The 25,432-nt window shown below is 59.7% G+C and carries 18 protein-coding genes; 13 read left to right on the top strand and 5 right to left on the bottom strand.

Features of this window, described 5'->3' with window-relative positions; all coding sequences use genetic code 11:
• A complete protein-coding gene (locus tag E9954_RS26305) occupies positions 1 to 3,330 on the bottom strand; it encodes a beta-ketoacyl-ACP synthase 3 (protein ID WP_136082282.1) in 3,330 nt (1,109 codons plus the stop codon).
• A 139-nt stretch (positions 3,331 to 3,469) separates the two neighbouring features.
• Between E9954_RS26305 and ptsP the strand changes: the two genes are divergently transcribed.
• Positions 3,470 to 5,746, top strand: coding sequence for a phosphoenolpyruvate--protein phosphotransferase (ptsP, locus tag E9954_RS26300; RefSeq protein ID WP_136082281.1), 2,277 nt, complete (start codon positions 3,470 to 3,472; stop codon positions 5,744 to 5,746).
• A gap of 12 nt (positions 5,747 to 5,758) precedes the next feature.
• Here ptsP and E9954_RS26295 read toward each other — a convergent pair whose 3' ends face one another.
• Complete coding sequence (locus tag E9954_RS26295; RefSeq protein WP_136082280.1) at positions 5,759 to 6,325, bottom strand: hypothetical protein; 567 nt, start codon at positions 6,323 to 6,325, stop codon at positions 5,759 to 5,761.
• Positions 6,326 to 6,352: 27 nt separating this feature from the next.
• Positions 6,353 to 7,678: an MFS transporter gene (locus E9954_RS26290; RefSeq protein ID WP_168442616.1), complete on the bottom strand. Its 1,326-nt coding sequence runs from the start codon at positions 7,676 to 7,678 to the stop codon at positions 6,353 to 6,355.
• Positions 7,679 to 7,894: 216 nt separating this feature from the next.
• On the opposite strand from E9954_RS26290, the gene parS reads away from it, so the two are divergent.
• The 12 genes from parS to E9954_RS26230 all read left to right on the top strand — a co-directional run bounded on the left by parS (position 7,895) and on the right by E9954_RS26230 (position 22,021).
• Positions 7,895 to 8,407, top strand: coding sequence for a type II RES/Xre toxin-antitoxin system antitoxin (gene parS, locus E9954_RS26285; protein ID WP_136082278.1), 513 nt, complete (start codon positions 7,895 to 7,897; stop codon positions 8,405 to 8,407).
• Positions 8,407 to 8,868 carry an RES family NAD+ phosphorylase gene (locus tag E9954_RS26280; protein ID WP_136082277.1) on the top strand — a complete coding sequence of 154 codons (462 nt, stop codon included), beginning with the start codon at positions 8,407 to 8,409 and terminating at the stop codon, positions 8,866 to 8,868. Before parS ends, E9954_RS26280 begins: the two co-directional genes overlap by 1 nt.
• 222 nt (positions 8,869 to 9,090) lie before the next feature.
• Positions 9,091 to 9,693, top strand: coding sequence for a 30S ribosomal protein S4 (rpsD, locus tag E9954_RS26275; RefSeq protein ID WP_136082276.1), 603 nt, complete (start codon positions 9,091 to 9,093; stop codon positions 9,691 to 9,693).
• Between the two features lie 167 nt (positions 9,694 to 9,860).
• Positions 9,861 to 10,274 (top strand): GntR family transcriptional regulator, encoded by a 414-nt coding sequence (locus tag E9954_RS26270; RefSeq protein ID WP_136082275.1) that lies wholly within the window; start codon positions 9,861 to 9,863, stop codon positions 10,272 to 10,274.
• Positions 10,274 to 11,158 carry an ABC transporter ATP-binding protein gene (locus E9954_RS26265; protein WP_136082274.1) on the top strand — a complete coding sequence of 295 codons (885 nt, stop codon included), beginning with the start codon at positions 10,274 to 10,276 and terminating at the stop codon, positions 11,156 to 11,158. The genes E9954_RS26270 and E9954_RS26265 overlap by 1 nt, the downstream gene beginning before the upstream one ends.
• Positions 11,151 to 12,446, top strand: coding sequence for a hypothetical protein (locus E9954_RS26260; RefSeq protein ID WP_136082273.1), 1,296 nt, complete (start codon positions 11,151 to 11,153; stop codon positions 12,444 to 12,446). Before E9954_RS26265 ends, E9954_RS26260 begins: the two co-directional genes overlap by 8 nt.
• Positions 12,447 to 12,587: 141 nt before the next feature.
• Positions 12,588 to 14,996: a phenylalanine--tRNA ligase subunit beta gene (gene pheT, locus E9954_RS26255; RefSeq protein WP_136082272.1), complete on the top strand. Its 2,409-nt coding sequence runs from the start codon at positions 12,588 to 12,590 to the stop codon at positions 14,994 to 14,996.
• 27 nt (positions 14,997 to 15,023) lie between these two features.
• The gene (locus E9954_RS26250; RefSeq protein ID WP_136082271.1) at positions 15,024 to 16,982 is read left to right on the top strand and encodes a reprolysin-like metallopeptidase; all 1,959 of its coding nucleotides are present in this window, start codon (positions 15,024 to 15,026) and stop codon (positions 16,980 to 16,982) included.
• Positions 16,882 to 17,130: a phenylalanine--tRNA ligase subunit beta-related protein gene (locus E9954_RS33960; RefSeq protein ID WP_407947777.1), complete on the top strand. Its 249-nt coding sequence runs from the start codon at positions 16,882 to 16,884 to the stop codon at positions 17,128 to 17,130. The genes E9954_RS26250 and E9954_RS33960 overlap by 101 nt, the downstream gene beginning before the upstream one ends.
• 179 nt (positions 17,131 to 17,309) lie before the next feature.
• Positions 17,310 to 19,325: a S8 family serine peptidase gene (locus tag E9954_RS26240; protein ID WP_168442615.1), complete on the top strand. Its 2,016-nt coding sequence runs from the start codon at positions 17,310 to 17,312 to the stop codon at positions 19,323 to 19,325.
• A 296-nt stretch (positions 19,326 to 19,621) separates the two neighbouring features.
• Positions 19,622 to 19,789 (top strand): hypothetical protein, encoded by a 168-nt coding sequence (locus E9954_RS26235; protein ID WP_168442614.1) that lies wholly within the window; start codon positions 19,622 to 19,624, stop codon positions 19,787 to 19,789.
• A gap of 69 nt (positions 19,790 to 19,858) precedes the next feature.
• Entirely contained in the window at positions 19,859 to 22,021 is a 2,163-nt protein-coding gene (locus E9954_RS26230; RefSeq protein WP_136082267.1) for a S8 family serine peptidase, read from the top strand.
• A gap of 133 nt (positions 22,022 to 22,154) precedes the next feature.
• On the opposite strand, the gene E9954_RS26225 is transcribed toward E9954_RS26230, so the two are convergent.
• Positions 22,155 to 24,164, bottom strand: coding sequence for an ATP-dependent DNA helicase (locus E9954_RS26225; protein ID WP_136082266.1), 2,010 nt, complete (start codon positions 24,162 to 24,164; stop codon positions 22,155 to 22,157).
• A gap of 37 nt (positions 24,165 to 24,201) precedes the next feature.
• Positions 24,202 to 25,425 (bottom strand): M20/M25/M40 family metallo-hydrolase, encoded by a 1,224-nt coding sequence (locus tag E9954_RS26220; RefSeq protein WP_136082265.1) that lies wholly within the window; start codon positions 25,423 to 25,425, stop codon positions 24,202 to 24,204.
• Positions 25,426 to 25,432: the final 7 nt, after the last annotated feature.

The raw sequence follows: 25,432 nt of genomic DNA, 5'->3' as shown, positions 1-25,432 counted from the left end.
TTAAACCTTCTCGATCACGGCGGCGCCGAAGGTGAAGCCGCCGCCGAAGGCGGTGAGGCCAACCTTGGAATCGATGTCCATGGATGGGATCAGCTCGGTCAAGGCGATCGGAATGGTGTTCGACGAGGTGTTGCCGTATTTCCGGATATGGTTGAACATTTTTTCCGGCGGGCAATGGATGGTCTTGCGGATGGCCTCGATGATGCGCTCGTTCGCCTGGTGCGGCACGATCATGTCGAGATCCTCGACGGTGATGCCGCGTTCCTGGCAGGCATTGTCGAGCATGTCGATCATCTTGCGGACGGCCAGCTTGAAGACGGTGAGGCCTTCCATTTCCACCACCTCGCCGCTGCCCATGTTCGGGACATAGAGCACCTTCGCATCGACGCCGGTGGCGGAGAGGAACGGGCGGTTGAGTTTCACGCCCACGTTGCCGGGCCGCTTTTCGCAACTCACAAGCGAGGCGGTCGCCGCATCGCCGAAAAGCGCCATCGTCTTCTGGTCGTCGTGGTTGACCATCGGCGAAAGGGTTTCGGCGGTGATGACGATCACCTTTTTTTCGGGGGCGTTGGTGAGGAAATCGAAGGCGGATTGCATGGCATACATGTAGCCGGAGCAGGCGGCATTCACATCGTGGGCCTGCATGAGCACTTCGCCTTTTTCGGGGCTGAGTTCGTGCAGCACGCTGCACGCCAGCGAGGGCGTCATGGCCAGCGGTGTGCCGGTGGAGCAGATGATGGCGCCAATGTCGGAAATCTGGAGTTGTTCTTTTTCGAGCAGTTGCTTGGTGGCGTCGACCGCGAGGGTCAGCACGTTTTCATCGCCGTCGATCCAGTAGCGGTTTTCGATGCCGGTGCGTTTGCGGATGGCTTCGGAATCCCATTCGCCATGGCCCTGGAGCAGCTCGTCGTTGGTGAGGTGGCGCGAACCCAGAACCGTTGTAATATTCGAGATATAGATCGGCTTCGGTTCGCACGGGCCGCTGGTTGGGGCGGCTTGCACGTCGGCCGTACTGCTGCGCCGCCGCTCCATGATCGGTGTGCCGGGCTCTTCCTTGGTGAGCGGTTTGAGCTGCGCCGCCTCGTCGGAGGCAATCTTGACCATCGGCGTGCCGACGGTCAGCACGTCGCCCTCTTCGGCAAGCAGCTCGGAAATCGTTCCGGAAACCGGGGAGGTGATGTCCATCGAGGCCTTGTCGGCCTCGACCGATGCAATCAGGTCGCCTTCGGCGATGGCCTGGCCCACTTCAACAAGCAGGCTCGCAACCGTGATGGTTTCGTCGGACGGGCTGGAGCCGATGGCCTTGACGGTGACGGTTCCGGCCTCCTCCTCGACGGGTTTTTCCCAGTGGAGTTCGACGTCGAGCATTTCGCAGCATTTGCCCAGGGTGCGCTTGAACGAGGGCAGGACTTCGATCTGGCAGGAAAAATCGTAGGGGATGTAGGTGTCGGGGCGGGTGACGCGCGCCACCTGCACGTCGCCGCCGGTCTTTTCGCAGATGGCCGCAACAATCTCGCCGCCCATGCCGGCCGTCTGGTTGTCTTCGTGGACAACGATGAGCTTTCCGGTCTTTTGGGCGGAGGCGAGGACGGTTTCCTCGTCCCACGGGAAAATGGTGCGCAGGTCGATGACTTCCGCATTGAGGCCGATTTCGGCCAGCGCCTCGGCGGTGCGCTCGACCACGGGCATGCAACCGCCCCAGCTGACGAGGGTGATGTCCTGCCCGGCGCGGGCAACGCGCGCCTTGCCGATCGGGACATACTGCTTTTCAACGTCGGCCGAGGTGGTGTTGGTGCGGTCGTTGATCAGGCTTTTCGGGAAGAGGAAGACCGAAGGGCGCCCGGATTCGGCAATGGCGTTGAGCAGGCCGGCGGCATCGGCGGCGGTGGAAGGCATGAAGACATCGACGCCCGGCACGTGCGCGAGAATCGCCTCCATGGTCTGGGCGTGGTACGGGCCGAGGCCGGGGCGGTAGCCGCCGGCGATCGACATGACGAGCACCGGCGATTCCCATTGGCCGTTGGTGCGCCAGTACATGGCGCCGATCTCGGAAAGGATGTGGTTGTAGGCCACCGGCAGAAAGTCGGCAAACTGCATGAACGCAACCGGATGGCCGCCCGCGAGCGCCTGCCCGGTGGCGACGCCGAGAATGGTGTTTTCGGCGAGCGGGGCATTGTTGACCTGTGCGGGGAAGGCCTGCGAAAGTCCGCGGGTGAGGCCGAACACGTCGCCCTTCGGGTCTTCGATGTCCTGCCCCAGCAGGGTGGTTTTCGAATCGTTTGAAAGCCGGATCCTGAGGGCCGCGCGCATGGCTTCGAGCATGCTGAGTTCGCGGCCTTCGGCGGTGCCGAGGTATTCCTCGCGCGGGGCGGGCAGCGCCTTCTTGGCGGTCGGTTCGGCAGTGGGCGTGGTCCCTTTGCGCGAAAGGTGGAACGCGGCATCGACCTGTTCCTTCACCTCGTCTTCAACGGCCTGGATGGCGGCGGCATCGACGCCGTTGGCCAGCATGTGGTCGCGCAGCTTGGCGCAGGGATCGGCGTTTTCCATCGCATGCCGGAGGTCGGCTTCGGTGCGGTAGACGGATTGGTCGTCGGCATTGGTGTGGCTTTCGAGCCGTTCCACGTTGAATACGACAATCTGCGGGCCGCGCGTTTCGCGCAATTGCCCGACCACCTCGCCGAAGCGGGTGTGGGCGGATGCGGCATCGGAACCATCGATGCGGCGGATCGGCAGGCCGTAGAACGCGTCGGCTTCGCCGCCGGGCAGTGAATAGAAGGTGTTGCCCTTGGTGACGGTGGAGAGCGCGAAGCGGTTGTCCTCGACCAGGAACAGCACCGGCAGGTTGGAGCGCACGGCCTCGGCAACGGCTTCGTAGAAGTCGCCCTGCTGGGTGGCGCCGTCGCCCACCGAGACGAGCACGAAGGGGTGGCCTTCGTCGTTCTTGATGGTCGAGGCGACGCCGACGGCCTGCAGCACGTTGCTGCCGACGAGCGTCGGGGTGCTGAGGATGTTCAGCGCTGGATCGCACGGGAAGGCGGGCATGCGGCGGCCGGCCGAGTTGGACTCTTCCTTGGAGAACAGGCCGTAGAAGACGGTTGCGTAGGAGACGCCGCGGGCGTAGGCCAGGGCCCGGTCGCGGTAGTGCAGGTGCAGCCAGTCGGCCTGGATCAGGTGCGGCGCCAGGGCGGCGGAGGCTTCGTGCCCCGACGAAGGAATATAGAAAAAAACCTCGCCCCGTTGCGCTGCAGCGGACTGCAGTTGGTCGGTGTAGCGCGAGGCTACCATGGGGCGGTAGAGTTCGAGCAGCTGTTCTGCGGACGGTGTATTCATGAATTTCCGGCTTTCTTATTAAACGAAAATAGTACGGAAGGCGATTTGGGAGGTCGATGCGGAAATTGCATTATCTCTAGACTTTGACTCTCGACAGGATCCCCGATATGTTGTTTCTTATTAAGTTGCTAACCGCATCATGAAAAAGAAGAACGTAGATCTAATATGCGATATCGCGGAGCTGATATCGCTGGCCGAAAATGGCCGGGACCGCAAGGAGTTGCTGCAAAAAGTAGTGACGTCCGTGGCCAAGCATATGCTAGCCGATGTTTGCTCGATCTATATCTACGATGAGGACGACAGGCAACTGACCCTCCGCGCGACCCAGGGGCTGGACGAAGCCGCGATTGGGGTCGTCAAGCTGCGCTTGGGCGAGGGGATCACGGGCCGGGCCGTTCGCGAGCTTCGGCCGATCTGCGTTGGAACGGCCTCGCAGAGTGCTTCCTATAAGTTTTTCCCGGGGATCCACGAAGAGGAATACGAGGCTTTTCTGGCGGTGCCGATCCTGCGCGGGCTTCGCCGCATTGGCGCGCTGGTGGTGCAGGCGCGCGAAACCAACTATTTCACGTCCAACGACGTGAAGGCCTTGCGGGCGATCGCCGCGCAGCTGGCCACCATGATCGAAAACGTGCAGCTCCTGAAGGAGGCGCGCGACAAGGCGGAAGCCCCCGTGGTTCCCGTGGCGAAGAAGGTGACCACCGCAAGCATTTTGCGCGGTCGGTCGGCCAGCACCGGTACGGCGCGCGGCACGGCCTACACCCTGGATTCGGCGAACAGCGAAAGCTGCGCCTTGCCCGACCCGGACGCCCCGCCGCACTCGTTCGAGGACTTTGAAACGGCCGTCGGCAAAACGGCCTCCCAGATTGAACAGCTTCAACGCCAAACCAGCGAAGACCTTGCCGATGTCGCCGTATTGATTTTCAGTGCCCACCTGCTGATCCTGGAGGACGAGCAGTTTACCGGTCGCATCGGGAACCTGATCCAGACCGGCACCCCCGCCCTCAAGGCGATTGCCACGGTGGTGAATGAATATGTCGAAGTGTTCTCCAAGAGCTCCATGCCGCTCATCCGCGAAAAGGTGCTCGATGTTAAGGATTTGGGCAACCGGCTGACGCGGAACCTGATCAACGAAGAGGCCGGCGAGTGCGACTACCGAAGCCAGATCATCATTGCCCACGAACTGCTGCCGTCGGATATCCTCAAGCTTTCGGCCGAAAACGTGGAGGGGTTCATTGTCAGTAGCGGTGTAACCTCGCACAACGCCATCATCTGCCGGTCGCTGGGCATCCCGATGGTGGCGATCAGCCGCGAACTGGCCGACGGTATTCCGGATGGCGAGGAGCTGCTGATGGATGCGGAGCAGGGGATCATCTACCTGCGGCCCGGTGCCGAGGTCTATGCGAAATACCGCGAACTCGACGAGGCCTGGAAGGTCATGCACAACGCCTCGGACATGAAGGCCAAGACCAAAACCAAGTGCGGCGAACGGGTGCATATCTACGCCAACATCAACCTGCTGAGCGACCTGAAGCCCGCCCGCGAGTTCAAGGCCGAAGGCGTCGGGCTCTACCGCTCCGAGTTCCCGTTCATTGTCCGCAACGACTTCCCGCCTGAAGAAGAGCAATACATCATCTACAAGAAACTCGTTGAACAGATGGAAGGGAAGCCCGTCACCTTCCGTACGCTGGATATCGGCGGCGACAAGATGCTCTCCTACTATTCCAACGTCAGCGAGGCCAATCCGTTCCTCGGCATGCGCGCCATCCGCTTCTCGTTGCAGAACAGGGATATCTTCTGCCAGCAGCTCCGCGCTTTTCTACGCGCCGGCGCCGGTGGCGGAACGCGCATCATGTTCCCGCTCATTTCGTCGGTCGACGATTTTGTCGAAGCGCGTTCCATCGTCTACGAATGCATGGACGAACTGGAGGAGGAGGGAATCCCCTTCAGCCGCGACACGCAACTGGGCGTCATGATGGAGCTGCCCTCCGCCGTCGAGGTGGTCGATGAACTGGCCATGGAGGCTGATTTCCTGTCCATTGGCTCGAATGACCTGATTCAGTACATGCTCGCCGTCGACCGGACTAACGAGCAGGTTTCCAAGCTCTATCTGGCGCACCACCCCGCCATCCTGCGCGCCATCAACCGGATTGTTTCGGCGAGTGAAACGCATGGCAAGGATGTCTCGATTTGCGGTGACCTTTCGGCAGACCCCCGCATGCTACCCTTCCTTCTTGGTGTCGGTTTGAGAAGGTTCAGCATCGATATTGTCAACGCCCTGACCGTCCAGCGCCTCGTGAACTCCATTTCGCTCGAAGAGGCGGAGGAGATGGCCAACGCCATGCTCGATTTCGGGCGAATCAGCGAAATCGAAGCTTATCTAATCGACTGCAATCTCGTGGACGCCGCAGAGGCCTAGTACCTGTCGGTTTTACTCGACCTCCTTCTCCAGCCCGAAGTCGGAGAGGTTGACGCCCATGTTCTTGAGCATGCCGGCATAGATTTCATATTGGTCGCCCAGCGCGTCCATTTGGCCTTTGTATTCCTTCAGCTGCCCTTTGAGTTCCTTGCCCTTGGACGTCCATTTTTCCGTCCACTTCAAATCCTTCACCTTCGCGGTGTAGTCGGCGACCTCCGTCTTTTTGTCTTCATAGAGCATCTGGATCTTTTCGGCATAGGCGAGCAGCTTTTCCTGCTTGTAGGTTTCGATCTTGGCCGAAATTTCGTCTGCCGACTTGCCAAGGTCGGCCTTGATGTCCTCGGCCTTCACATTGTATTTCGCCACGGCCTTTTGGGTTTCCTCGACCGCCTTGGCATAGGAGTCCTTGCCCTTGGCGCTGGCCTTGGCCCATTCGTTCGATGCCGCCGCCGTAGCCGAATCGGCCTGCTTGGCGAGGTCGTTCAGGCCGGTATAGCTGCCATTCTTATCCTTATCGAAAAGACCGGCGTTTGCCGAGAACGCCGCGCAGAGTGCCATTGCAAGAATCCGTTTCATCATGTGCTCCTTTTGGTTAATGGAGGCAGACTAGCCTAAAGGGATTTCCGATGCATTTCTATTTTGCGGATTTCGGGCGAAGAAGGAACAGGCGAGCAGGGCGAGGGCGAAGGCGAGGCAGGCGAGGTTGCCGGCGGTGTAGTTGGTGGCGAACTTGAGGATGGCGCTGTAGATGGCGGGGCCGATGGCGCTGAAGATGACCATGAAGGTCATGCAGAGTCCGCTGATGGCGCCGAGGTGTTCGCGGCCATAGTAGCGCGGCCAGGTGACGCTCATGAGAATGCCGAACAGCCCGTTGGCCACGCCGCCGCCGAAAACCAGGCAGGCGATCGGCCAGCCGGGGGCGAGCCGGATGAGGCCCAGTAGATTGACGGACATCGCCAGCAACATGGTGGCGAGGAACCAGCGCAGCTGGGTGCGGTCGACCAACCACCCGCCGAGCAGGGTGACCGATATGGCGACATAGGCCGTGGGCCGGAAAATCGCAAAGCCTTTGGAGCCCTCCATGCCGGCGAGCTCGAAGATGGATTCGATGTGGAACGTGGTGGCGGTGAGCACGAGGGCCTGCAAGGCCATGGTGAGGGCAAAGGCCCAAAAGGGGAAGGTGCGGCGGGCCTCCGGAAGGGTGAACTGGCGGACAACCTCTTCCGTCCCGTTCCTGGTTCCATGGTTTTTCCCGTCGGGCACGAGGCCGGATGCTTCGGGATGGTCGCGGAAGAAGATGAGCAGCAGGGGCGCAAACACGAGAATGAGCAGGATGCCGAGCATGAGCCACGTTCCCGACCATCCATGCAGGCCGATCATTCCGCTGAAAATGGTGGGGGTGATTGAAAAACCGAACGAGACCGCCGCGCCGCTGATGCCGCTGGCGAGGCCGCGGTGGTGGTTGAACCATTTCATGACCATGTTGCGCGAGGCCATCGTCAGCACACCTTGTCCGCTCAGGCGCAACAGGAAAAAGAGGAACGAGAGCAATCCAATGAGCCCGATCTGTTCCGGCAGCAAGGTTGCCAGGCCGTCGGCGATGTGGTCGGTCTGGCTCAGTAGCAAAAGCACGAAGCCGAGGCTGGAGCAGGAGACAAACGCCATCCAGCGCGCCCCGATGCGGTCGAACAGTTTGCCGGCCGGGGTGAGCAGGAACGAGCTGGAAAAGGTGCCGACCATATAGGCCACGCTGATTTCAAACCGGCCGATGCCCAATCCCTTGATCAGCGGCTCGATGAAGGCGGAAACCCCGGTGGTTTGGCCGGGGACGCTGAGAATGATGCCCACAATGCCCCAGAACAGAATCATCCATCCGTAGAAAAACGGCCAGCGCGCGGGGCTGAATGGAATCTGTTCAAATGGTTTCTTCATGGTGATACGGGACTCTGCAACTGGATGAATGGGACGCATGATTATGGACAGAATAATTTGCAGTGCAACTGTTCTGGAAAATCATTCTGCTGAAACACGAAACGATTGCATTCGGATGTCATCCAATACGAGCCATTGCACGCCGTAGGAACAGGCAAAAAAAGCTTGAAGGCCATATGGCATCTGATATGTTGCCATGTGGCTGAGGAGAGCGAAATGAAGGAAAAAGTCGATATCAAGAAAGAAACCTATACCTGGGAGGCCGAAGCCATGGCCGTGAACGAAGCCGCATTGAAATATGCCGTTAAACTAAATGTGGTAGAGCCGGATATCCCGCAGCTGAAGCTGGTGAAGTCCGAGAATGCGCTGGATCAGGTTGCTGAAATCAAGGCGGGGCTGCCGGCGGGGATTGTGGATGCGCTTTGCCGGGAACTGGAGATTAGCCGGAAAGAACTCGCGCGGGTGGCCGGTGTGGCTGAGCGGACGCTGAACCGGAAGATCCAGGAGGGGCGGTTGAGTGCGGATCAGTCGGAGCGCTTCAATCGCGTTGCGCAGCTGCTCAACCGTGCCATCGAATTGTTCGGGGAGCGGGAGCAGGCGGTGCGGTGGCTGAAGGCCCCGCGTTCCTACTTCGGCGGCAAGCCGCCGCTGGATCTTGCGGATACCGAGCTGGGCAGCCGGGAAGTGGCTAACCTGATCGGCCGGATTGCCCACGGGGTCTTTTCCTGATGCCGGTTGCCTGGCGTATCGTTCCGCCGAGCCGTGTGGCCGATGCGTTTTCGGGCGAGGGGGCGCGGCTGTTCGGTGGGCGCTGGAATCCGGTGGGGGTGCCGGTGGTCTATGCGGCGGAATCAAAGGCACTCGCGGCGCTGGAGATTCTGGTGCATGTGGATGACGCTGAACTGCTGGGCGATTACCTGTGCATGCCGGTGAGCTTCGACAAGCGTATGCTGAGCGTCCTCGGTTTTGAGGATTTGCCCGGCGATTGGCGCGACTGCCCTCCACCGGCTTCAACGCAGGGGCTGGGCGATCGGTGGGTGCGAGGGCAATCCTCGGTTGTTCTGGAGGTGCCCAGTGTTCTGATTCCCGGCGAGAGCAACTATTTGATCAACCCGCGCCATCCGAACTTCGGCAAACTCCGGATCGGCGCCCCGGAACCCTTCGAATTCGATCCGCGCCTGCTCAAATAGTCGCAAAACTTTGCAGGCAAACGGGGTTGACCCGATTCCGCGATCCTGTATAAATGCCCGCCTGTTTTCCCGTAAAACGGAATCCCGACCGAAGGATCATCGCCAACAGGAACAAATACCGCGTGGTGCGGGGCGAGCGCCCGGATTCGAACAATCCAAACGGGCGGCCGGTAAAGCCGGCTTAATTTGCAGGGATGCACACGGGAAGCGAAAGGAAATAAAATGAAATACACTGGACCGAAAATCAAGAAGGCGCGTCGTTTGGGCGTTGCCCTGTCCCCGAAATCCGAGAAGTTCCTGGAACGCCGCCCGAATCCTCCGGGACAGCACGGCCCGAACCGTCGCCGCGGCAAGCAGTCCGACTACGGTCGCCAGCTGACCGAGAAGCAGCGCCTGCGCTACCAGTACAACATGAGCGAAAAGCAGCTTCGCGGTGTGTTTGAGAAGGCCACCCGTAAGCCGGGCAACACCGGTGAAGTGATGATGCAGATGCTCGAGAGCCGTTTGGACGTGGTTGTTCTGCGTGCCGGCATGGCCCGTTCCATCTACCAGGCCCGCCAGATGGTTTCCCACGCCCATTTCCGCGTGAACGGCAAGAAGGTGAACATTCCTTCCTACTCCGTTAAAATCGGCGACAAAATCACCGTTCGCGAAAAGTCCAAGGATCTGGACGCGTTCGTGCTGGCCCAGCAGGTTGCCAAGACGCCGGAATACATCACGGCCAACGACAAGGAGCTGACGGCTGAACTCAACCGCCTGCCCAACATGGAAGAAGTTCCCGTAACCTGCGAAATCTCGCTGGTTGTGGAATACTACGCCCGTTAATCGGCTCTCCCGGTTAGTGCAAAAACCGCTCCTTCACGGGGGCGGTTTTTTTGTTGGCGTGATGCGTGACGATTGATTCGTGGTTATCCCGCATCCCGCATCCCGCATCCCGCATCCCGTCTAAAAAAAGCTTGCCCTGCTGTATATAGAGTGTATATACAGAGGGTATGGATAGGAAATCTCCAGCCTTTCAGATTGGGCCAATCACCCCAGCGGCCTCCGGGGCGCTCTATCAGCAGGTGGTCGATGGGATCCGTCGGGAGATCGCGGCCGGCCGGTTGCCGCCCGAGACCCGTCTGCCTTCGTTTCGGGGTTTGGCCGAGTCGCTCATGGTGAGTTTGATCACCGTCAAGCGGGCGTACGAGGAGCTGGAGAAAGAGGGCATCATCTACCGCAAGCAAGGAATCGGCACCTTCGTGGCCGACCATGGCGGGGCGAAAAGCCGCGAATCGAAGAAAAAGGAAGCGCTGGCTTTGCTGGGGAAGGCGGCGCGCGATGCCGTTCAGGCAGGCATGGGTGAAAAGGAATTCATTGAACTGTCCCGAACGGCGATTCGTTCGGAGAAAGGGAGCGGGGAATAATGGAATACTCGATTGATATCCAGGGATTGGAAAAAAGTTTTGGTAGCAAGTTTAAGTTGGGGCCGCTCGACCTGCATGTGCCGACGGGATCGATCTACGGATTGATCGGCCCCAATGGCGCGGGAAAAACCACGACCATCGATCTTTGCATGAACATGGGCAAGGAGGAGGCCGGTGCAATCTACATTTTTGGAAAGCACCATCGCAACGAAGTCGTTGCCGTGAAGCAGGAGATCGGCTATGTCAGCCCCGACCTGAATTTTGATGCGTGGGGCAAGATCCATCGCCTGCTTCGTTATTACCGCAAGTTTTATCCGGAATGGGACGACGCCTATTGCTCGGAGCTGCTGGGAAAGCTGGAACTGAAACCGTCGGACAGAATCAAGACGCTTTCCTTTGGCGGAAAAATCAAACTCGGACTGGTCGTCGCGTTGTCGCATCGCCCAAAGCTGTTGTTGCTCGACGAGCCGACCATCGGACTCGACGCGGTTTCCAAACAGCAAATCTTCGGCGAGCTGCTGGCGGCCGTGAGCGATTCGGATCGAACGGTACTCATTTCATCGCACGGCCTCTCCGATCTCGAACGGTTCACCGACCAGATCGGATTTATCCGGGACGGACAACTCTTGCTCGAAGGCGCGACCGATGAGGTGGTTCAACGCTATTGCCTTTGCGACTACACCGCAAGTGGAACGCTTCCGCAAGGTCGTCCGGGTTTCATTGTTCAGCATACCGAAGGCGACCGGGTGCGAGCGGTTGTGGACAAATCGGCGGATCTGGATGCCTGGTTCGCCAGCTCTGGCTTGACTCAAATCTCCTCTGCCCCCATGACGCTCGAAGACCTGTTCGTGGCGCTCGCGAAAGAGGAGAACGGCGATGGATAGCCGTATCTTTTTTCACTACCTGCGCCGCATGGGGTGGGGGAGCCTCTTGATGTTCCTTTTTTGCGGACTGACGTTTTACGACGGGAAAGTCGATTCGGTGATGTCCGTGGTTTATCCGGTGATCTGGATCTGCCTGCCGATAGCGATGGAAATGAAGCCGGGCGCCGGCGGAAGTTTTCGGGTTCATCAGGCGTTGCCGGTTCAGCCCGCGTTTTTGCGCCGTTTCCCGTTCTACATCGGCTTGGTTGCCCCAATGCTCATGGTGTTGGCCGCGACGCTACCGTGGGGGATTTATCGAACGGTGGTGGGCGACACGGCTTTCTGGATGAACTCTTTCGCGCCAGTGATGCTGGGCATGTCGATGTATTTGATGATGATGGCCGTATCGATGCCGCTGGGGCATGCGCTTAAACTTCATGAAAATCCGTTAAAAGGCACGGTCGTGATGAGTCCACTCATCGCGGTTTTAATCACCGCGGTTTTCGCGATAGATAAACTTTGGCTCCTGCCCTTGGGGCGCGTTCTTGTTTGCGCCATGGCCTTCGGGTTCGCGGGATTGAGTTGGTGGCTCGCGCCCTTGATGGCGGACGGAAAGACGATCCACCTCAGGTTTGGAAAGGAACGAGGCGACCGCGGAGAAGTAAAAGAAAATAGTTTGTTTGGAAAACTCGCGTGTTCGCCGGAAGGGCGCTGTGCGTTGGCGGGAATGGGGTTGTTCGCGTTGTTGGCGGCGTTCGCGTTGTTCTTTTGGTGGAAATTCCGCGGAGAGGATTTCGGGCGGGGCGGCAGTATTTTCGCCGGCATGTTTTTCATGCTCGCGAGTATTTTTGGTTTCATGTATTCGGTGTTGTTTGCTGGATCGATGCGCAGCCTTGCGGCGCTGCCCCTGTCCCGGATTCAGCTATCCGCGAAGATTATGAGGTGCGCGATGCTCGTTCTGCTCGGAGGGCTTCTTGGAATGGCGCTTGTCGTTTTTTCTAGCGGGGAATTTGCCCATTTATTGATTGTCGCCGCGTCCGCGCTCTACGCCATCGCGGTGGTGTTTCTTGGCCTCGCAGCATTCTACCGGGTTGGATTTCGGCTCGGCTACGGCGTTCTACTGACGTTCGCGCTGATTATCCAGTTGCGGCTGATGTTGTCGGGCATCGGCGATCTTCTGCCGGCTGTGGGCTGGGTGGATCTCGCGGTCGGCGCCGTCGGCGCCGCGCTTGGAACATGGGCGATTCCCCGCGCCCTGGAAAGTTCCGCCGCCTATGCCCCGAAGCAGATGCCCGGTCAGCGGATTTGATGAGGGTTTTGTTGTTGGGCGGGTAGGTTCGCTCCGAGAGCGGGGGCGTTACGAATTACGCATTACGAATTACGATTAACTTGAGCCAATACGGCCCAACCTATATAAACAACGCTCATTTTTTCCAATCGGAGTATAGTTATGAAAGTACCAGTCAGTTGGCTGAAGGAATATGTTGATTTCGAGGACACCATCGAGGGCTTGGCCGACAAGCTGACCTTCGCGGGGCTGGAAGTGGAGGCGATCGAAACAATCGGCTCCGATTTCGAAGGCGTCGTGGTGGGGCAGGTGACGCAGGTCGAGCCGCATCCGGGGGCCGACAAGCTGCGCCTCTGCACTGTTGAATACGGCGCCGAAGAGACCATGCGCGTCGTGTGCGGCGCTCCCAACGTCGAGGTTGGCGGCAAATACCCCTTCGCCCCGGTCGGCACCACCTTGCCCGGCGGTTTCACGCTGAAGAAGGCCAAGATCCGCGGCGAGGTTTCCATGGGCATGCTCTGCGCCAAGGACGAACTCGGCCTCGGGGAAGACCATTCCGGCCTGCTGGTGCTCGACGCCGGCCTCGAACCGGGCACCCCGTTCGTCAAGGTTTGGGGCGCGCCGGAAACCGTCATCGAACTCGAAATCACGCCAAACCGCCCGGACTGCCTTTCCATGCTCGGTGTCGCCCGCGAAATGGCGGTGCTTTATGGGACCGAGCTGAAAATGCCCGCCATCGAGATTTACGAGACCGACGAAGACGTCAACGCCGAGATCTCCGTCCGCATCGACGACGAAGCCAAGTGCCCGCGCTATACCGCCCGCGTGATGAAGGGCGCCAAGATCGCCCCCTCGCCCGACTGGATGCAACAGCGCCTGGAAGCCGCCGGTATCCGCCCGATCAGCAACGTGGTCGACATCACCAACTATGTCATGCTCGAAACCGGCCACCCGCTGCATGCTTTCGACAAGAACACCGTCGCCGGCAACCAGATCATCGTGCGCACCGCCAAGCCCGGCGAAAAGATGCACACGCTCGACGACACCGAGCGCGAGCTGACCGAAGAAATGCTGGTGATCGCCGATGCTGAAAAGGCCTCCGCCGTGGCCGGTGTGATGGGCGGTGCCGATTCCGAAATCAAGGCCGACTCCTCCACCATCCTGCTCGAGGCCGCCGCCTTCGAAACCTCGACCATCCGCCATACCGCCAAAAAACTCGGAATGATCACCGACGCCTCCTACCGCTTCCAGCGCGGCGTCAACACCGATTCCGTCGAGTGGGCCAGCCGCCGCGCCGCCGCGCTCACCTGCGAACTCACCGGCGCAACGCTCTGCAAGGGCATCGTCGATGTCTATCCCGGCACCCGGGAGCAGATCAAGATTCCGTTCAGCTACCAACGCATCGAACGCATGATCGGTGCGGAAATCAGTGCCGACGAAATGAACGCCATCTTTGGGAAGCTCGAAATCGGAATCGAAAGCACCGAATCCAAATCGACGGCCGTGGCTCTGGTTCCGGCGTTCCGCCTGGATCTGGAACGCGAGGTGGATCTGGTCGAGGAAATCGCCCGTATTCATGGCGTGGACAATATTCCGGCCAAAACCCCGTTGGCCAAGGTGATTCCCGAGGCCGACGACTCGCGCGTGCGCGCCATCGCCGGCCTGCGGAATGTGCTGCAAGGCCTGGGGGTCGGCGAAATCATGAACTACACGCTGGTCAACCATCCGCTGCTCGACCTCTTCAACAAGGAAAACCGCGAGAGCCGCGAAGAACTGCCGCACCCGATCTCCAAGGATCAGTCGGTCATCCGCACCTCGCTCATCCCGCAATTGGTCGAGAGCCTGGGGCGCAACCATTCGCGCCAGATCAACGAGGCCTGCTTCTACGAGCTCGGCCGCGTGGTCAACCGCGTCGACGGTGCTCCCGTCCAAACCGAAACCGTATCGCTCGGCATGATGGGCCCCGTGGGCCGCTCGTTGCTAGAAAAGCGCGCCCCGGTGAAGGACGAGGAAATGTTTGTCTGGATGAAAGGCCTGGTTGAAAAACTGCTCTCCGCCCAGAAGCTCGACACCGTTTCGTTCAAGGCCGAAGACCGGCCGGAATACGAGGCCGGCAAAGCGATTTCGATCCTGGTGGATAATGAAACCGTGGGCCACATGGGACTCGTCAACAAAACCGCGCGGGGCGAATGGCGCCTGTCCGGCCCGGTTGCCGCCGGCGAAATCAACCTCGAAGCCCTCCTCAAAAACGTTTCCGAAATCTCGAAAACCAAAGACCTCGCGCAGTTCCCCTCCATGAGCCGCGACATCGCCCTGATCCTCGACGAATCCGTCCGGCACGAGGATGTGGTGGCGCTCATTGAAAAGGCCAATCCGCAAAACCTTGAATGCTTCGGCCTGTTCGATTTCTACCAAGGCAAAGGAATAGAATCCGGAAAGAAAAGCTTGGCGTACACCTTTGTCTACCGCTCCGCCAAACAGACCCTGACGGACAAAAAGGTTAACAAGGTGCACCAAAAGCTGGCCGACTTCCTCTGCCAGCAGCTCGGCGCCAGCCTGCGTGACAGTTAGGCCAATGAATGTTGAGTGGCAAAACGGATGAAGAAAAAAGCAATTCAGTACGTCTTTGCCACCGCTCTTTCGCTCGCCTTCGTGGCCGTGGTTCTTTCAATGCTCGACGGGAAGCAGACTGGCAGTGGGCCGCAAAGGGCTATCGATAATGAACCCATACCTGCTTCGTCCGCTGAGCAGATGAATCTTTCCCGGCGCGTTGGGCAGCCCCGGAAATCCTTTTCGCCAGACTTGCTGATCCGGTTGGAAGATCTTCCCGCCGGGGAGTTCCGAAATGATGTTGGAAAGCTTCCGGACGATTTGCGGGAAGAGGTTCTGAAGATGCTGGCGGAGGATCGGTGCCTGCTCTCGGATATCGATTCCCTTCGGGTTGATCGCGGTGGTGCCTTGTACTATGTCTGTTCTTTCATCCCACGGGACGGAGCTCCAATGGAGGAAGCGGCTCTTTCCAAGGAGTCCGGGTTGTTGGGTTTTTCGGCGGCGCAAGGCGCATTGGTATCGGTATCCACGCCAATCCGCCTTCATAGCCGGCCGGGCAGCGACAATATCCTCTTCCTGGATTTCGATGGCCATGTGGTTGAGAACACCCGCTGGAACAACTCGCGGGGCGTTGACCGGTGGGATTGCCTTCCCTACGACAAGGATGGAGACAGCACAACATTCAATGCTTTGGAATTGGCATTCATCACGCAGATTTGGGAACGGGTTTCGGAAGACTTCGCCCCGTTCGAGGTGGATGTGACCACCGAGCAACCGGTGGAATGGACGCCCACGACCGGTCATGCGTTGATTACGCCCGGCCTCGATGCAAACGGAACAAACTGTCCTCATGCCAGTGCGGGAGGGGTGGCCTATGTCAATGTTTTTGGCAAGACCTCCTATTCCTACGATTCCGGGAACGCCTATTCCCCAGCCTGGTGCAAGGATTACCACGAAGCCAATGCCGCCGAGGTGATTTCCCATGAACTCGGGCACAATTTTTCACTGAAGCACGACAAGTGGAGCGATGGCGCCGTAACGAACGGCTACTACGGCGGCCACGTCAACGGAGGCATCAAGTGGGGGCCCATCATGGGGACGGGCTATGGCGACGATGTGTCGCAATGGAGCAAAGGGGAATACCTCCATGCCTTCGAGTCGGACCAGGATGACCTGCTCCAGGTTTCAACCCGGGCCGGCTACCGTCCTGACGATGCCGGGGATGCGAATGGATCCGCCGCGTTGCTCGGGGTTGCGGCAGATGGCGCGGTCTCGCATGGCGGGGTAATCGAAGAAACGGACGATCCCGATGTCTATGTGTTCTCGACGGGTGCGGGAGATATCACGATCCAGGCAAAAACCTATCGAGCCTCGACCCGGACATGGGGCGGTAACCTTGATCTGCTGCTTGAACTCTACAACAGTTCCGGCGACTTGATCGCATCCAGCAACGATCCTCTCGAGATGGATGCCTCCATTTCGCAATATGTTCCGGCTGGAGAATATTTTCTCCACGTGAAGCCGACCGGAGCCGGAAACCCGTTGGTCGATCCTCCAACCGGATATACGTCCTATGCCTCGTTGGGGCAATATTGGTTGACGGGACTGGTTTCGGCCGATGCGGACGGCGACGGCCTGCCGAACCAGTGGGAACTGCAGTATTTCGGGAGCTATACGAATGCCCTGCCGTCCGGCGATCTGGATGGCGATGGGGCGGACAACCTCACAGAGTTTATTGCCGGCACGGTGCCGAACGATGCCGGTTCCGTATTCAAGGCCACCGCCTATTCGGCGAATCATACCTCCGGAACACCGTTCACCATCGATTGGAACACCATGCCGGGGCGCCTATATACCGTTAGCCGCTCCTCCAGCCTTCAATACGATCCGTTCGCTCCCTTTCCGGATGCTGTGGACTTGCCGTACACAAGGAACTCCTACACCGATTCCGTCAGCCATGCCGAAGCGCGCATTTTCTACCGCGTCGAAGTCAAGACTGCGGAATAAAACACCTGCGGCAGCTGGCGAAGATGCAAGGGGCAAAAGGAATCTTGAATGTTTCGGCCTGTTCGATGTCTACCAAGGCAAAGGTATCGAGAAGGAAAACAAGAGCTTGGCATACACCTTTGTATACCGCTCCGAGAAGCGACCCTGACCGACACGAAGTTTTGCAAGGTGCACCAGGAGCTGGACGATTGCGTAGGACGGCAACACGGTGCTTCGTAAGGGAAGGTGAGAAAAACGAACATGTTTTATAATCGTGCTATCGAAGGAACGCGTGTATTTAATTTAACCATGCGAAATCATACACATAGATTGATCGGGGCTCTGTTGATGGCAGCGTCGGCATCCCAGGCTCAGCAGATTTCTCTTTTCGAAGAGAAGCCTTTCGAACGCGAGGCCTTTGCCCTCCAGCTGGCCGAAAAGGCTTCTACCGACAAGGAAGCGGCAAGGGTTTGGGCCCTGGCGAACAACAAGCCAATGCGTGTTGATGACGGACGCCAGGTCATGGAGCTGATGGCGGTGCGAAACGGAAAACCTGTCTACTACATTACGCACAACTCCAATGCCGCGATCTCCTCCGCCGCAAACAAGGTGCGCACCACGGCGCCCTATAACCTCGATGGAGCGGGGATCAATGTGGGCGTGTGGGATGCCGGTGCCGTCAGAACTTCGCACCAGGAGTTCGACAGTGGCCGGGCGGTGGTAAAAGACGGCTACACCACCACCCACTACCATGCCACCCACGTGGCCGGAACTATCGGGGCAAAGGGCGTGCAGACGAATGCCAAGGGCATGGCGCCTTCGGCCAGCATCCACTCCTACTATTGGAATTCCGATATTTCGGAAATGACCACCGCCGCCGCCACCGCGCCGGGGCAGACCGGAAACAAGATCTATCTCTCCAACCATTCCTACGGCCAGGGCGTAGGCTGGACGCAGGGGACCTTCTACGACAACCGCGACGAATTCGGGCAATACAATTCAGAGGCGCGCACGGTCGACCAGGTCTTGTACAATGCCCAGTACTATTTGCCATTTTGGTCATCCGGCAATGATCGAACCGACGGGACATCAAGCAGCAGCCCTGTGGGCGACGGCTATTACAAGGGGGGGTACGACATTATCTCCCACGAGGCGATCGGGAAAAACGTGATGACCGTCGGGGCGGTCAATGACGCGGTCTCGGGGGGGAATCGCTATCCTTCCGCAGGGACCTATACCAGTTTTACCAGCTGGGGCCCGGCCGACGATGGGCGCATCAAGCCGGATATCGTCGCCAATGGCTATCAGCTGTATTCAACGGATGATGACGACGATTCGGACTATACCACATTGAGCGGAACCAGCATGTCTTCGCCCAGTGCCTGCGGGTCGGCGGCGCTGCTGGTGGAATACTACAAGGAATTGTTTTCGGGCGGCGCCATGCGGGCGAGCACGCTTAAGGGGTTGATCATCCACACCGCGACCGATCTTGGTCGAGCCGGCCCCGACTACCAATATGGCTGGGGGCTGATGAATACCTTGGCGGCGGCCCAGTTGCTGGAAGACTATGCCTCCGGCAGCCTGAATCGCTTGCGGGAGGATTCTCTCTCATCGACGGCCAATCCGTCCGATAGTTTTGTGGTTTCCGCATCGGGGGAACCCTTCCGGGTCACCCTCTGTTGGACAGACCCGCCCGGTACCGCGCAATCCGGCGACGATATCAGAACGCCCGCCTTGGTGAACGACCTCGATCTGACCATCACCGGGCCGGGGGGCACGCGCTATCCCTACACGCTCAGCTACGCGAGCCCTGCTGCAACGGCAACCACCGGCGACAACGATGTCGACAATGTGGAGCAAATCTACGTGGCCAGCCCGACGCCCGGCATCTACACCATCACCATCAACTATGAAGGCTCTTCCCTGTCCGGCGGAACCCAACGCTATTCCCTGTTTATCGATGGCGTTTCTTCCGACTCCGATGGCGACCAGATGCCCGACTATTGGGAGCAGCAATATTTCTCCAGTACGACGGGCGCAGTGGCGACCGCCGATTCCGACGGCGATGGCACCGACAACCTGACCGAATATATTGCCGGCACCCTTCCCAACAATCCCAATTCCGTTTTCAAGGTCACCTCCTATTCCGCCAACCACACCGGCGGCACGCCGTTTGTTGTCAACTGGACAACGGAAGAGGGGCGCGTTTATAGCGTCAGCTATACCTACAACCTGAAATATGTGGACTTCGCTCCATTCCCGGATGCAACGGATCTGCCCTCCTCCCAAAACAGCTACACCGACACGGTGAGCCATGCGGTTTCCCCCATCTTCTACCGGGTGGACGTGAAGATCGGCGAGTAGGTTTCCTGCGGATCCGACTTCCCCTTGGCCGCTCTTGTTCCAAGCACCAGAACCGGCCTGCCCAAAATGGCGCCACGCATCTCGCCACGGCCGTCGTAAGATGCGTGGCATCTGCGCGCGGGGGATATCTCGCTGTACTCCGTGCGAAGGGCACAAGAAACCTTTACTATTGGCACAAAAGCGGCTATCTATAGCGAGTGCTGGCCGGAAGAGGTTCCGGTTGCATGTTGCTTATGATTGCCATTGGTACAATTGTTTCCGCGGGATTGGTGCTTTCTGTCGCCGGGATACTGAATTTGAATACACCCGCCCTCGTTCCGCCCCCCAGGCCCGCGTTGGTGGCGGAGGCCGGAACACGGCAACCGGCCCGGCCTTTGGAAGAGCGGGGCGATGCCATGCTGTTCGAGATCACGGCCCTGGTCGGGACGCCCTTCGGCGAGGCCATCACGCTGCCCTTCGACTGAGTCCCGATTTTGAATGTTCCCGGATGTCCGGTGTCTATCTACCCATAGGTGGCATTGAGCGAATATTCGATGAAAACGGGAAGAACCAGACCTTCGACCGGATTCCAACCCCTGGAAGCCGCGGGGCTGGCCTTGTTTTTTCTGGCCGCCCAGGCCATGGCCGACCGATCCTCCCGCGCGCAGGAAGCCGCCGGGCGCGCCGCGCTTGAAAAGGCCGAGGCGCAAGCCTGGGCGTGGCAACGGGGCATCGAGCCACGGTTCGACGATGGCGGGAACGTCATCGAAATCATGGCCCTGCGGAATGGCCGGCCGCTCTTCAACACCACGTTCAACAAGAACGCCGCCATATCCACAACGGCGAATGCCGTGCGGAATACGGCGCCTTTCGGTGTGGATGGGGCGGGGGTGGTCGTGGGGGTTTGGGATGGGGGGAGCGTGATGACGAACCACCAGGAGTTCGGCAACCGGGTGGTGGCCCAGGACGTGGTTTCGGCGCACTACCATGCCTCCCATGTGGGTGGAACCATTGCCGCCTCCGGCATCGTGACCAATGCGCTGGGAATGGCGCCCTCCGCCGCAATCGATTCCTACGACTGGAACAGCGACGATTCCGAAATGATTTCCGCCGCCGCCTCCGCCGCGGGGCAGCCGGGCAAGCTACACCTCTCGAACCATTCCTACGGCTACATTTCGGGGTGGTACTATGCCTATTGGACGAATCCCTGGACGCGCCGGTCGGGCTACCACTGGTGGGGCGACATCCATGAGGATGAGGCGGAGGCCGCCTTCGGGCAATACAACACCTATACGCGCAGCTGGGACAGCATCGTATATAACGCCCCCTACTTCCTGCCGTTCAAAGCGGCCGGAAACGAGCGCAACGACAACCCGACCGAAGGTTCCAAGGTCTACTACTCGCCCGACGGCGGCACCACCTGGACCAACGCCATCTACGACGCCTCGATCCATCCCGGCGGCGATGGCGCCTATAAAAACGGCTACGACTCGATCCCCTACCGCGGCAACGCGAAAAACATCCTGACGGTCGGGGCCGTGACCGATGCCGTGGTGGACGGGGAGCGCGCCCTCACCAATGTCAGCCTGCTGGGCTTCACCAGCTGGGGGCCGGCCGACGATGGCCGGATCAAGCCGGACATCGTGGCCAATGGCGACCAGCTCTATTCCTGCAACCAGACCGCAACCAATGCCTATGCCACGCGCTCGGGCACCAGCATGTCGAGCCCCAACGCCTGCGGATCGGCCGCCCTGCTGGTGGACTATTACGACGATCTTTTCCCCGGCGGGGCCATGCGGGCCAGCACACTCAAGGCATTGATCATCCATACGGCGGACGACCTCGGTCGCCCCGGCCCCGACTACCAGTTTGGCTGGGGCCTGATGAACACCCTGAAGGCCGGGCAGCTGCTTGCGGACTATTCCAACGGAAATCCCGTCCGGCTGACGGAAGCCAAGCTGTCCTCCACCAACGAATCCAACGCCTACGTCTGCTATGCCGATGGCAGCGGGCCGGTGCGGGTGACGTTGTGCTGGACGGATCCGCCCGGGGCTTCAACCTGGGAACACGACAGCCGAACCCCGGCCTTGGTCAACGATCTCGATCTCAAGGTGACCGGTCCGGGAGGCACCTTCCATCCCTTCCAATTGAGCTACGAAGATCCGGAGGCCAATGCAACCGCCCATGCGAAAAACCAGGTGGATAACGTGGAGCAGGTCTACATCGGGTTTCCGGAAAGTGGCCACTACACGATCACCGTCGATCATGAGGGCGCTTTGCAGAATGGAACCCAGCACTATTCCTTGCTGACCAGCGGCCTCATGGCCGACCAGGATGGGGATGGCCTGCCGGACAATTGGGAGGCGGGTTTCTTTGCCAGCGCAACCGGCGGCGAAGCCGCCGCCGATGCGGATGGCGATGGCTACGACAACCTGGCCGAATACATTGCCGGCACCGATCCAACCGACCCCGCTTCCGTATTCGGGATTGCCGCGGTGGAGTCGCTGCAGCCCGTGGACGGCCATCCGCCCTTCGTCGTGGAATGGAACAGCATGCCCGGCCGCGTCTACAACGTCTATTGGACCTACCACTTGAAATATCTCCCGTTCTCCAACATTTCCGGGGAGCTCCGCTGGCCCATCAACAGCTTCACCGACTCCGTGGAGCACGTCGGTTTCGGCCAATACTACAAGATCGACGTGAGGATGGATGACTGACTAGAGCGGTTCACGAATGAGATGCCGTAGAAAAGTGGAGGGTCGGGTTCCACCCCGACTGAACCCGCTCGAATGGAAGACCGGGTGGAACCGGTCCCTCCATCAGGTTGCGGCATTTCATTCGTGAAATGCTCTAATCGTCCCCCAGCCCCGGCACTTCGACCTGTTCGATGGGGCAGTCCTCGATCGATTCGAGGAAGAGGCGGCCATACCACTGGTTGCAGACCCGGCTGTCGAGGATCGTGACCGTTCCAAAGTCGCTGCCGCTGCGGATGAGGCGGCCAACGCCCTGGCGGAACTTGAGCACGGCCTCGGGCAGGGAATATTCCTTGAACGGGTTTCCCCCGCGCTTTTCGATGGCCTCGAAACGGGCCTCGATCAACGGGTGGTCGGGCACGGCGAAGGGCAGGCGGGTGATGATGACGTTGCTCAGCGCCTCGCCCTGCACATCGACGCCCATCCAGAAGCGGTCGAGGCCGAACAGCACCGCCGCATCGTGGTTGCGGAATTTTTCAAGCATGGTCTTGGGCGGTGTGCCGGAGCCCTGCACGAGGAATTCGTAGCCCTCGAGCTCAAAGTCGAAGCGCAGCTCGTCGGCCACCTTCCGCATGAAGCGGGCGTTGGTGAAGAGCACGAAGGCGCGGCCCCGGCTTTCGTTCACGAAGTGCTTGATGGCGCTTACGGCCTTTTCCTCGAAATTGTTCGCGGAGGGCGGCGGCATATTGATGGGGATCTGCACCTGCATCTGGCGGGAATAGTCGAACGGCGAACCCACGCGCAGCTCCTGGCATTCGTCCGCGCCGATGCGGTGGCGGAAATATTCCAGGCTGTTGCCGACGGCCAGCGTGGCGCTGGTCATGATGACGCAGGGGATTTCCTCGAACAGCACTTCGCGCAGGATCGGGCCAACATCGACCGGTGCGGAATAGAGCACCGGCAGGCGGCGGCGCCCCTGCACCTCGACCCAATAGACCTGCCCCTCCAGCGACTGCTTCAGAAACGATTCGATGGTGTCGCGCAGCTCGAGCCCCTTGTTGCGGAGCGATTTGACCTCCGATTGCGTATCCTCGTTGTCGGTGGTCTGCGTAACGGTTTTGAGATGGATGCAGAGATTGGTGATCTTTAGCGGGAGGTCGGTTTCGATGGGCGGGGGGTCGAAGACGCGCTGCTGGGTTTTCTGGGGGCCCAGCTTGAAGTGGTCCCTGATGGCCTCGAAAAACCGATCCGCCGACTCGCGGATCTGGTCGACCATGAAGGTGCCCTTGCCGTCCTTGAGCACGGAAAGCAGGCCGCGCCGCTTTTCGGAATGCAGGCGGCGCAGCCAGTAGTCGATCTGGTAGAGCGAAAGGCGGATGCCGAGGTGCGACGAGGCGACGTGCTCCATCTGGTGCGCTTCGTCGAAGACGACATAGCCATAGGGCGGCAGCATCGCGGCGCCCTCGGCGCGCAGCGCCAGCTCGGAAAAGAAGAGCGAGTGGTTCACCACCAGCACCTGCGCGTTCTGCATCTCCTGCCGGGCGTTGATGTAGTAGCACTCCTTATGGAACGGGCAGCGCTTGCCGGGGCAGTTGCCGTGCTCGGCGCAGATGGCGCCCCAGACCTCGTGGTCGGGCTGTTCGTCGAGTTCCTGGTAGGAGCCATCGCCCAGCTTCCTGGCCTGGGCGGCCGCGTAGATGGCGTCGAGCTGTCCCTCGCGGGTGGCATCGAACAGGTCGCCGCTGGTGCGGCGCGCGCGCTGGAGGCGCAGCAGGCAGAGATAGTTCGAGCGGCCCTTCACCATGACCGCCTTGAAGTCGCGGCCGAGGGCTTCGCGCACGAAGGGGATGTCCTTGTGCATCAGCTGTTCCTGCAAGGTGATCGTGTAGGTGGCGATGACGCAGCGGGTTTCGTGTTCGAGCGCGGTGAGGATCTGGGGCACGAGGTAGGCGAAGCTTTTGCCGACCCCGGTGCCGGCCTCGACCGCGAGGTGGTGGCCGAAACCGCCCGCATCGGCCACGGCGCGCGCCATCTTTTGCTGCTGCGGGCGTAGCTCGAAATCGATCCCGCTTCCGGTGCAGTGCTGCTCGAAGAGTCCGCCCGGTTCAAAGAACTGGTCGGATATTTTTGCGGCCTGCGGGGTCGGCACTGGATCGAGGGAAATCATCGGCCCACTTTACAACATCCGGTGCGCGGGGCAATACCTACTCGCCCAGAACCTTGAACATGCGTTGTGTAACGGTGGTCAGATCCAGCTCGACGGCGAGTTCGGTCGTTGTGTTCGTTGCCGGAATGTGTTGGATGAAATCCCAGCCGTTGGTCTGCAGGAGGCTGTCGGCCCCATACAATGTATAATCGACGCCCGGACTGGACTGCCAGCGGACTTCAAGCGTGCTTTCACCTTCGATGGCCGGTTCGAGCGTGGCCGGGGGGATGACGCCGGCCTGGTCGCAGAGGAAGTGGGCGATGGCCCTGGATACTTCTGTGCAGATGTCGTAGTCCATCACGCCCGGCGTATCGGTCGAGTCCATGTCGGAATGCATGATGGTATTCAGGATTAGTGGGTAGCCCGTGGACAAATCCATGAAATCGCCCTCAAAAATGAGTACCGTATCAATTCCTGCATCATGGAACGGGGCATGATCGCTTGCCCCTATGTGAGGCAACTCGATGATCCCTATGCCGGTGTGGTTCGTTATGGCTTGGATAAGCCCGTTGCGCACCGGGTTCGGATCCGCCTCCACATGGAGCGTGTCCGGTGTGGTGTCCAGATTGAAGGCAATCATGTCCACGCTGATCATGCCCTCAATGGTTGAGCGGAGGATGGCGTTGGTTTCGGATGGATCATCGGTGGTGTGCGTATCGACGAAATGCGTGGAGCCCGCCAGCCCCTTTTCCTCCCCATCGAAGGCGATGAAGTAGATCGTGTCGCGGAAGGTGTACTCTTTCACCACTGTGGCGATCTCAAGCAATGCGGCCACGCCGCTGGCATTGTCGTCCGCGCCGGGGCATGTGTTGGTGACCGGTGCATCGGTATTGCCGAGATCGGCCGTATCGTAATGCGCGCCGATCACGAGGATGTTGGTTCCGGATAGGCCGGGTTTGATGGCCACCACATTGTTGCAGTTGGTGTATTGGTATCCATCGAACTCAAAGTGGAATGGATCGAGTTGCGTGTCATAGCCCATGGCCACGAGGTTGGAGGCGATGTAGTCGCGGGCAAGGTCGTGCTGGTAGGCCGGTTCCCGCAGGCCGGCGTTGTGGCTGAAGCCGCGGCTGTGCCCGGTTGAAACGAACAGGTTGTTGTGGAAGTTCGAGTAGCTGCCTAGCGTTACATCATCGACGATATCCGAAACCGTGATGGCGTTGCCCTCGTGCAGGGTGGATGCAAGAACAACGGCCAGAAGAAGTTTTGGTGTATTCATCATGCATTCT

The sequence above is a fragment of the Pontiella desulfatans genome (assembly GCF_900890425.1).
GTDB classification, from domain to species: Bacteria; Verrucomicrobiota; Kiritimatiellia; order Kiritimatiellales; family Pontiellaceae; genus Pontiella; species Pontiella desulfatans.
This window is presented reverse-complemented; position numbering and strand designations above follow the sequence as displayed.

Excerpts from the sequence above, each read along its gene's own strand:
- ptsP (WP_136082281.1), top strand. The coding sequence starts at position 3,470 with ATGAAAAAGAAGAACGTAGATCTAATATGCGATATCGCGGAGCTGATA.
- E9954_RS26225 (WP_136082266.1), bottom strand. The coding sequence starts at position 24,164 with ATGATTTCCCTCGATCCAGTGCCGACCCCGCAGGCCGCAAAAATATCC.
- E9954_RS26230 (WP_136082267.1), top strand. The coding sequence starts at position 19,859 with ATGAAAACGGGAAGAACCAGACCTTCGACCGGATTCCAACCCCTGGAA.
- E9954_RS26220 (WP_136082265.1), bottom strand. The coding sequence starts at position 25,425 with ATGATGAATACACCAAAACTTCTTCTGGCCGTTGTTCTTGCATCCACC.
- E9954_RS26295 (WP_136082280.1), bottom strand. The coding sequence starts at position 6,325 with ATGATGAAACGGATTCTTGCAATGGCACTCTGCGCGGCGTTCTCGGCA.
- parS (WP_136082278.1), top strand. The coding sequence starts at position 7,895 with ATGAAGGAAAAAGTCGATATCAAGAAAGAAACCTATACCTGGGAGGCC.
- E9954_RS26280 (WP_136082277.1), top strand. The coding sequence starts at position 8,407 with ATGCCGGTTGCCTGGCGTATCGTTCCGCCGAGCCGTGTGGCCGATGCG.
- E9954_RS26260 (WP_136082273.1), top strand. The coding sequence starts at position 11,151 with ATGGATAGCCGTATCTTTTTTCACTACCTGCGCCGCATGGGGTGGGGG.
- E9954_RS26265 (WP_136082274.1), top strand. The coding sequence starts at position 10,274 with ATGGAATACTCGATTGATATCCAGGGATTGGAAAAAAGTTTTGGTAGC.
- E9954_RS26290 (WP_168442616.1), bottom strand. The coding sequence starts at position 7,678 with ATGAAGAAACCATTTGAACAGATTCCATTCAGCCCCGCGCGCTGGCCG.
- pheT (WP_136082272.1), top strand. The coding sequence starts at position 12,588 with ATGAAAGTACCAGTCAGTTGGCTGAAGGAATATGTTGATTTCGAGGAC.
- E9954_RS26240 (WP_168442615.1), top strand. The coding sequence starts at position 17,310 with ATGGCAGCGTCGGCATCCCAGGCTCAGCAGATTTCTCTTTTCGAAGAG.
- E9954_RS26305 (WP_136082282.1), bottom strand. The coding sequence starts at position 3,330 with ATGAATACACCGTCCGCAGAACAGCTGCTCGAACTCTACCGCCCCATG.
- E9954_RS26270 (WP_136082275.1), top strand. The coding sequence starts at position 9,861 with ATGGATAGGAAATCTCCAGCCTTTCAGATTGGGCCAATCACCCCAGCG.
- rpsD (WP_136082276.1), top strand. The coding sequence starts at position 9,091 with ATGAAATACACTGGACCGAAAATCAAGAAGGCGCGTCGTTTGGGCGTT.
- E9954_RS26250 (WP_136082271.1), top strand. The coding sequence starts at position 15,024 with ATGAAGAAAAAAGCAATTCAGTACGTCTTTGCCACCGCTCTTTCGCTC.
- E9954_RS33960 (WP_407947777.1), top strand. The coding sequence starts at position 16,882 with ATGCTGTGGACTTGCCGTACACAAGGAACTCCTACACCGATTCCGTCA.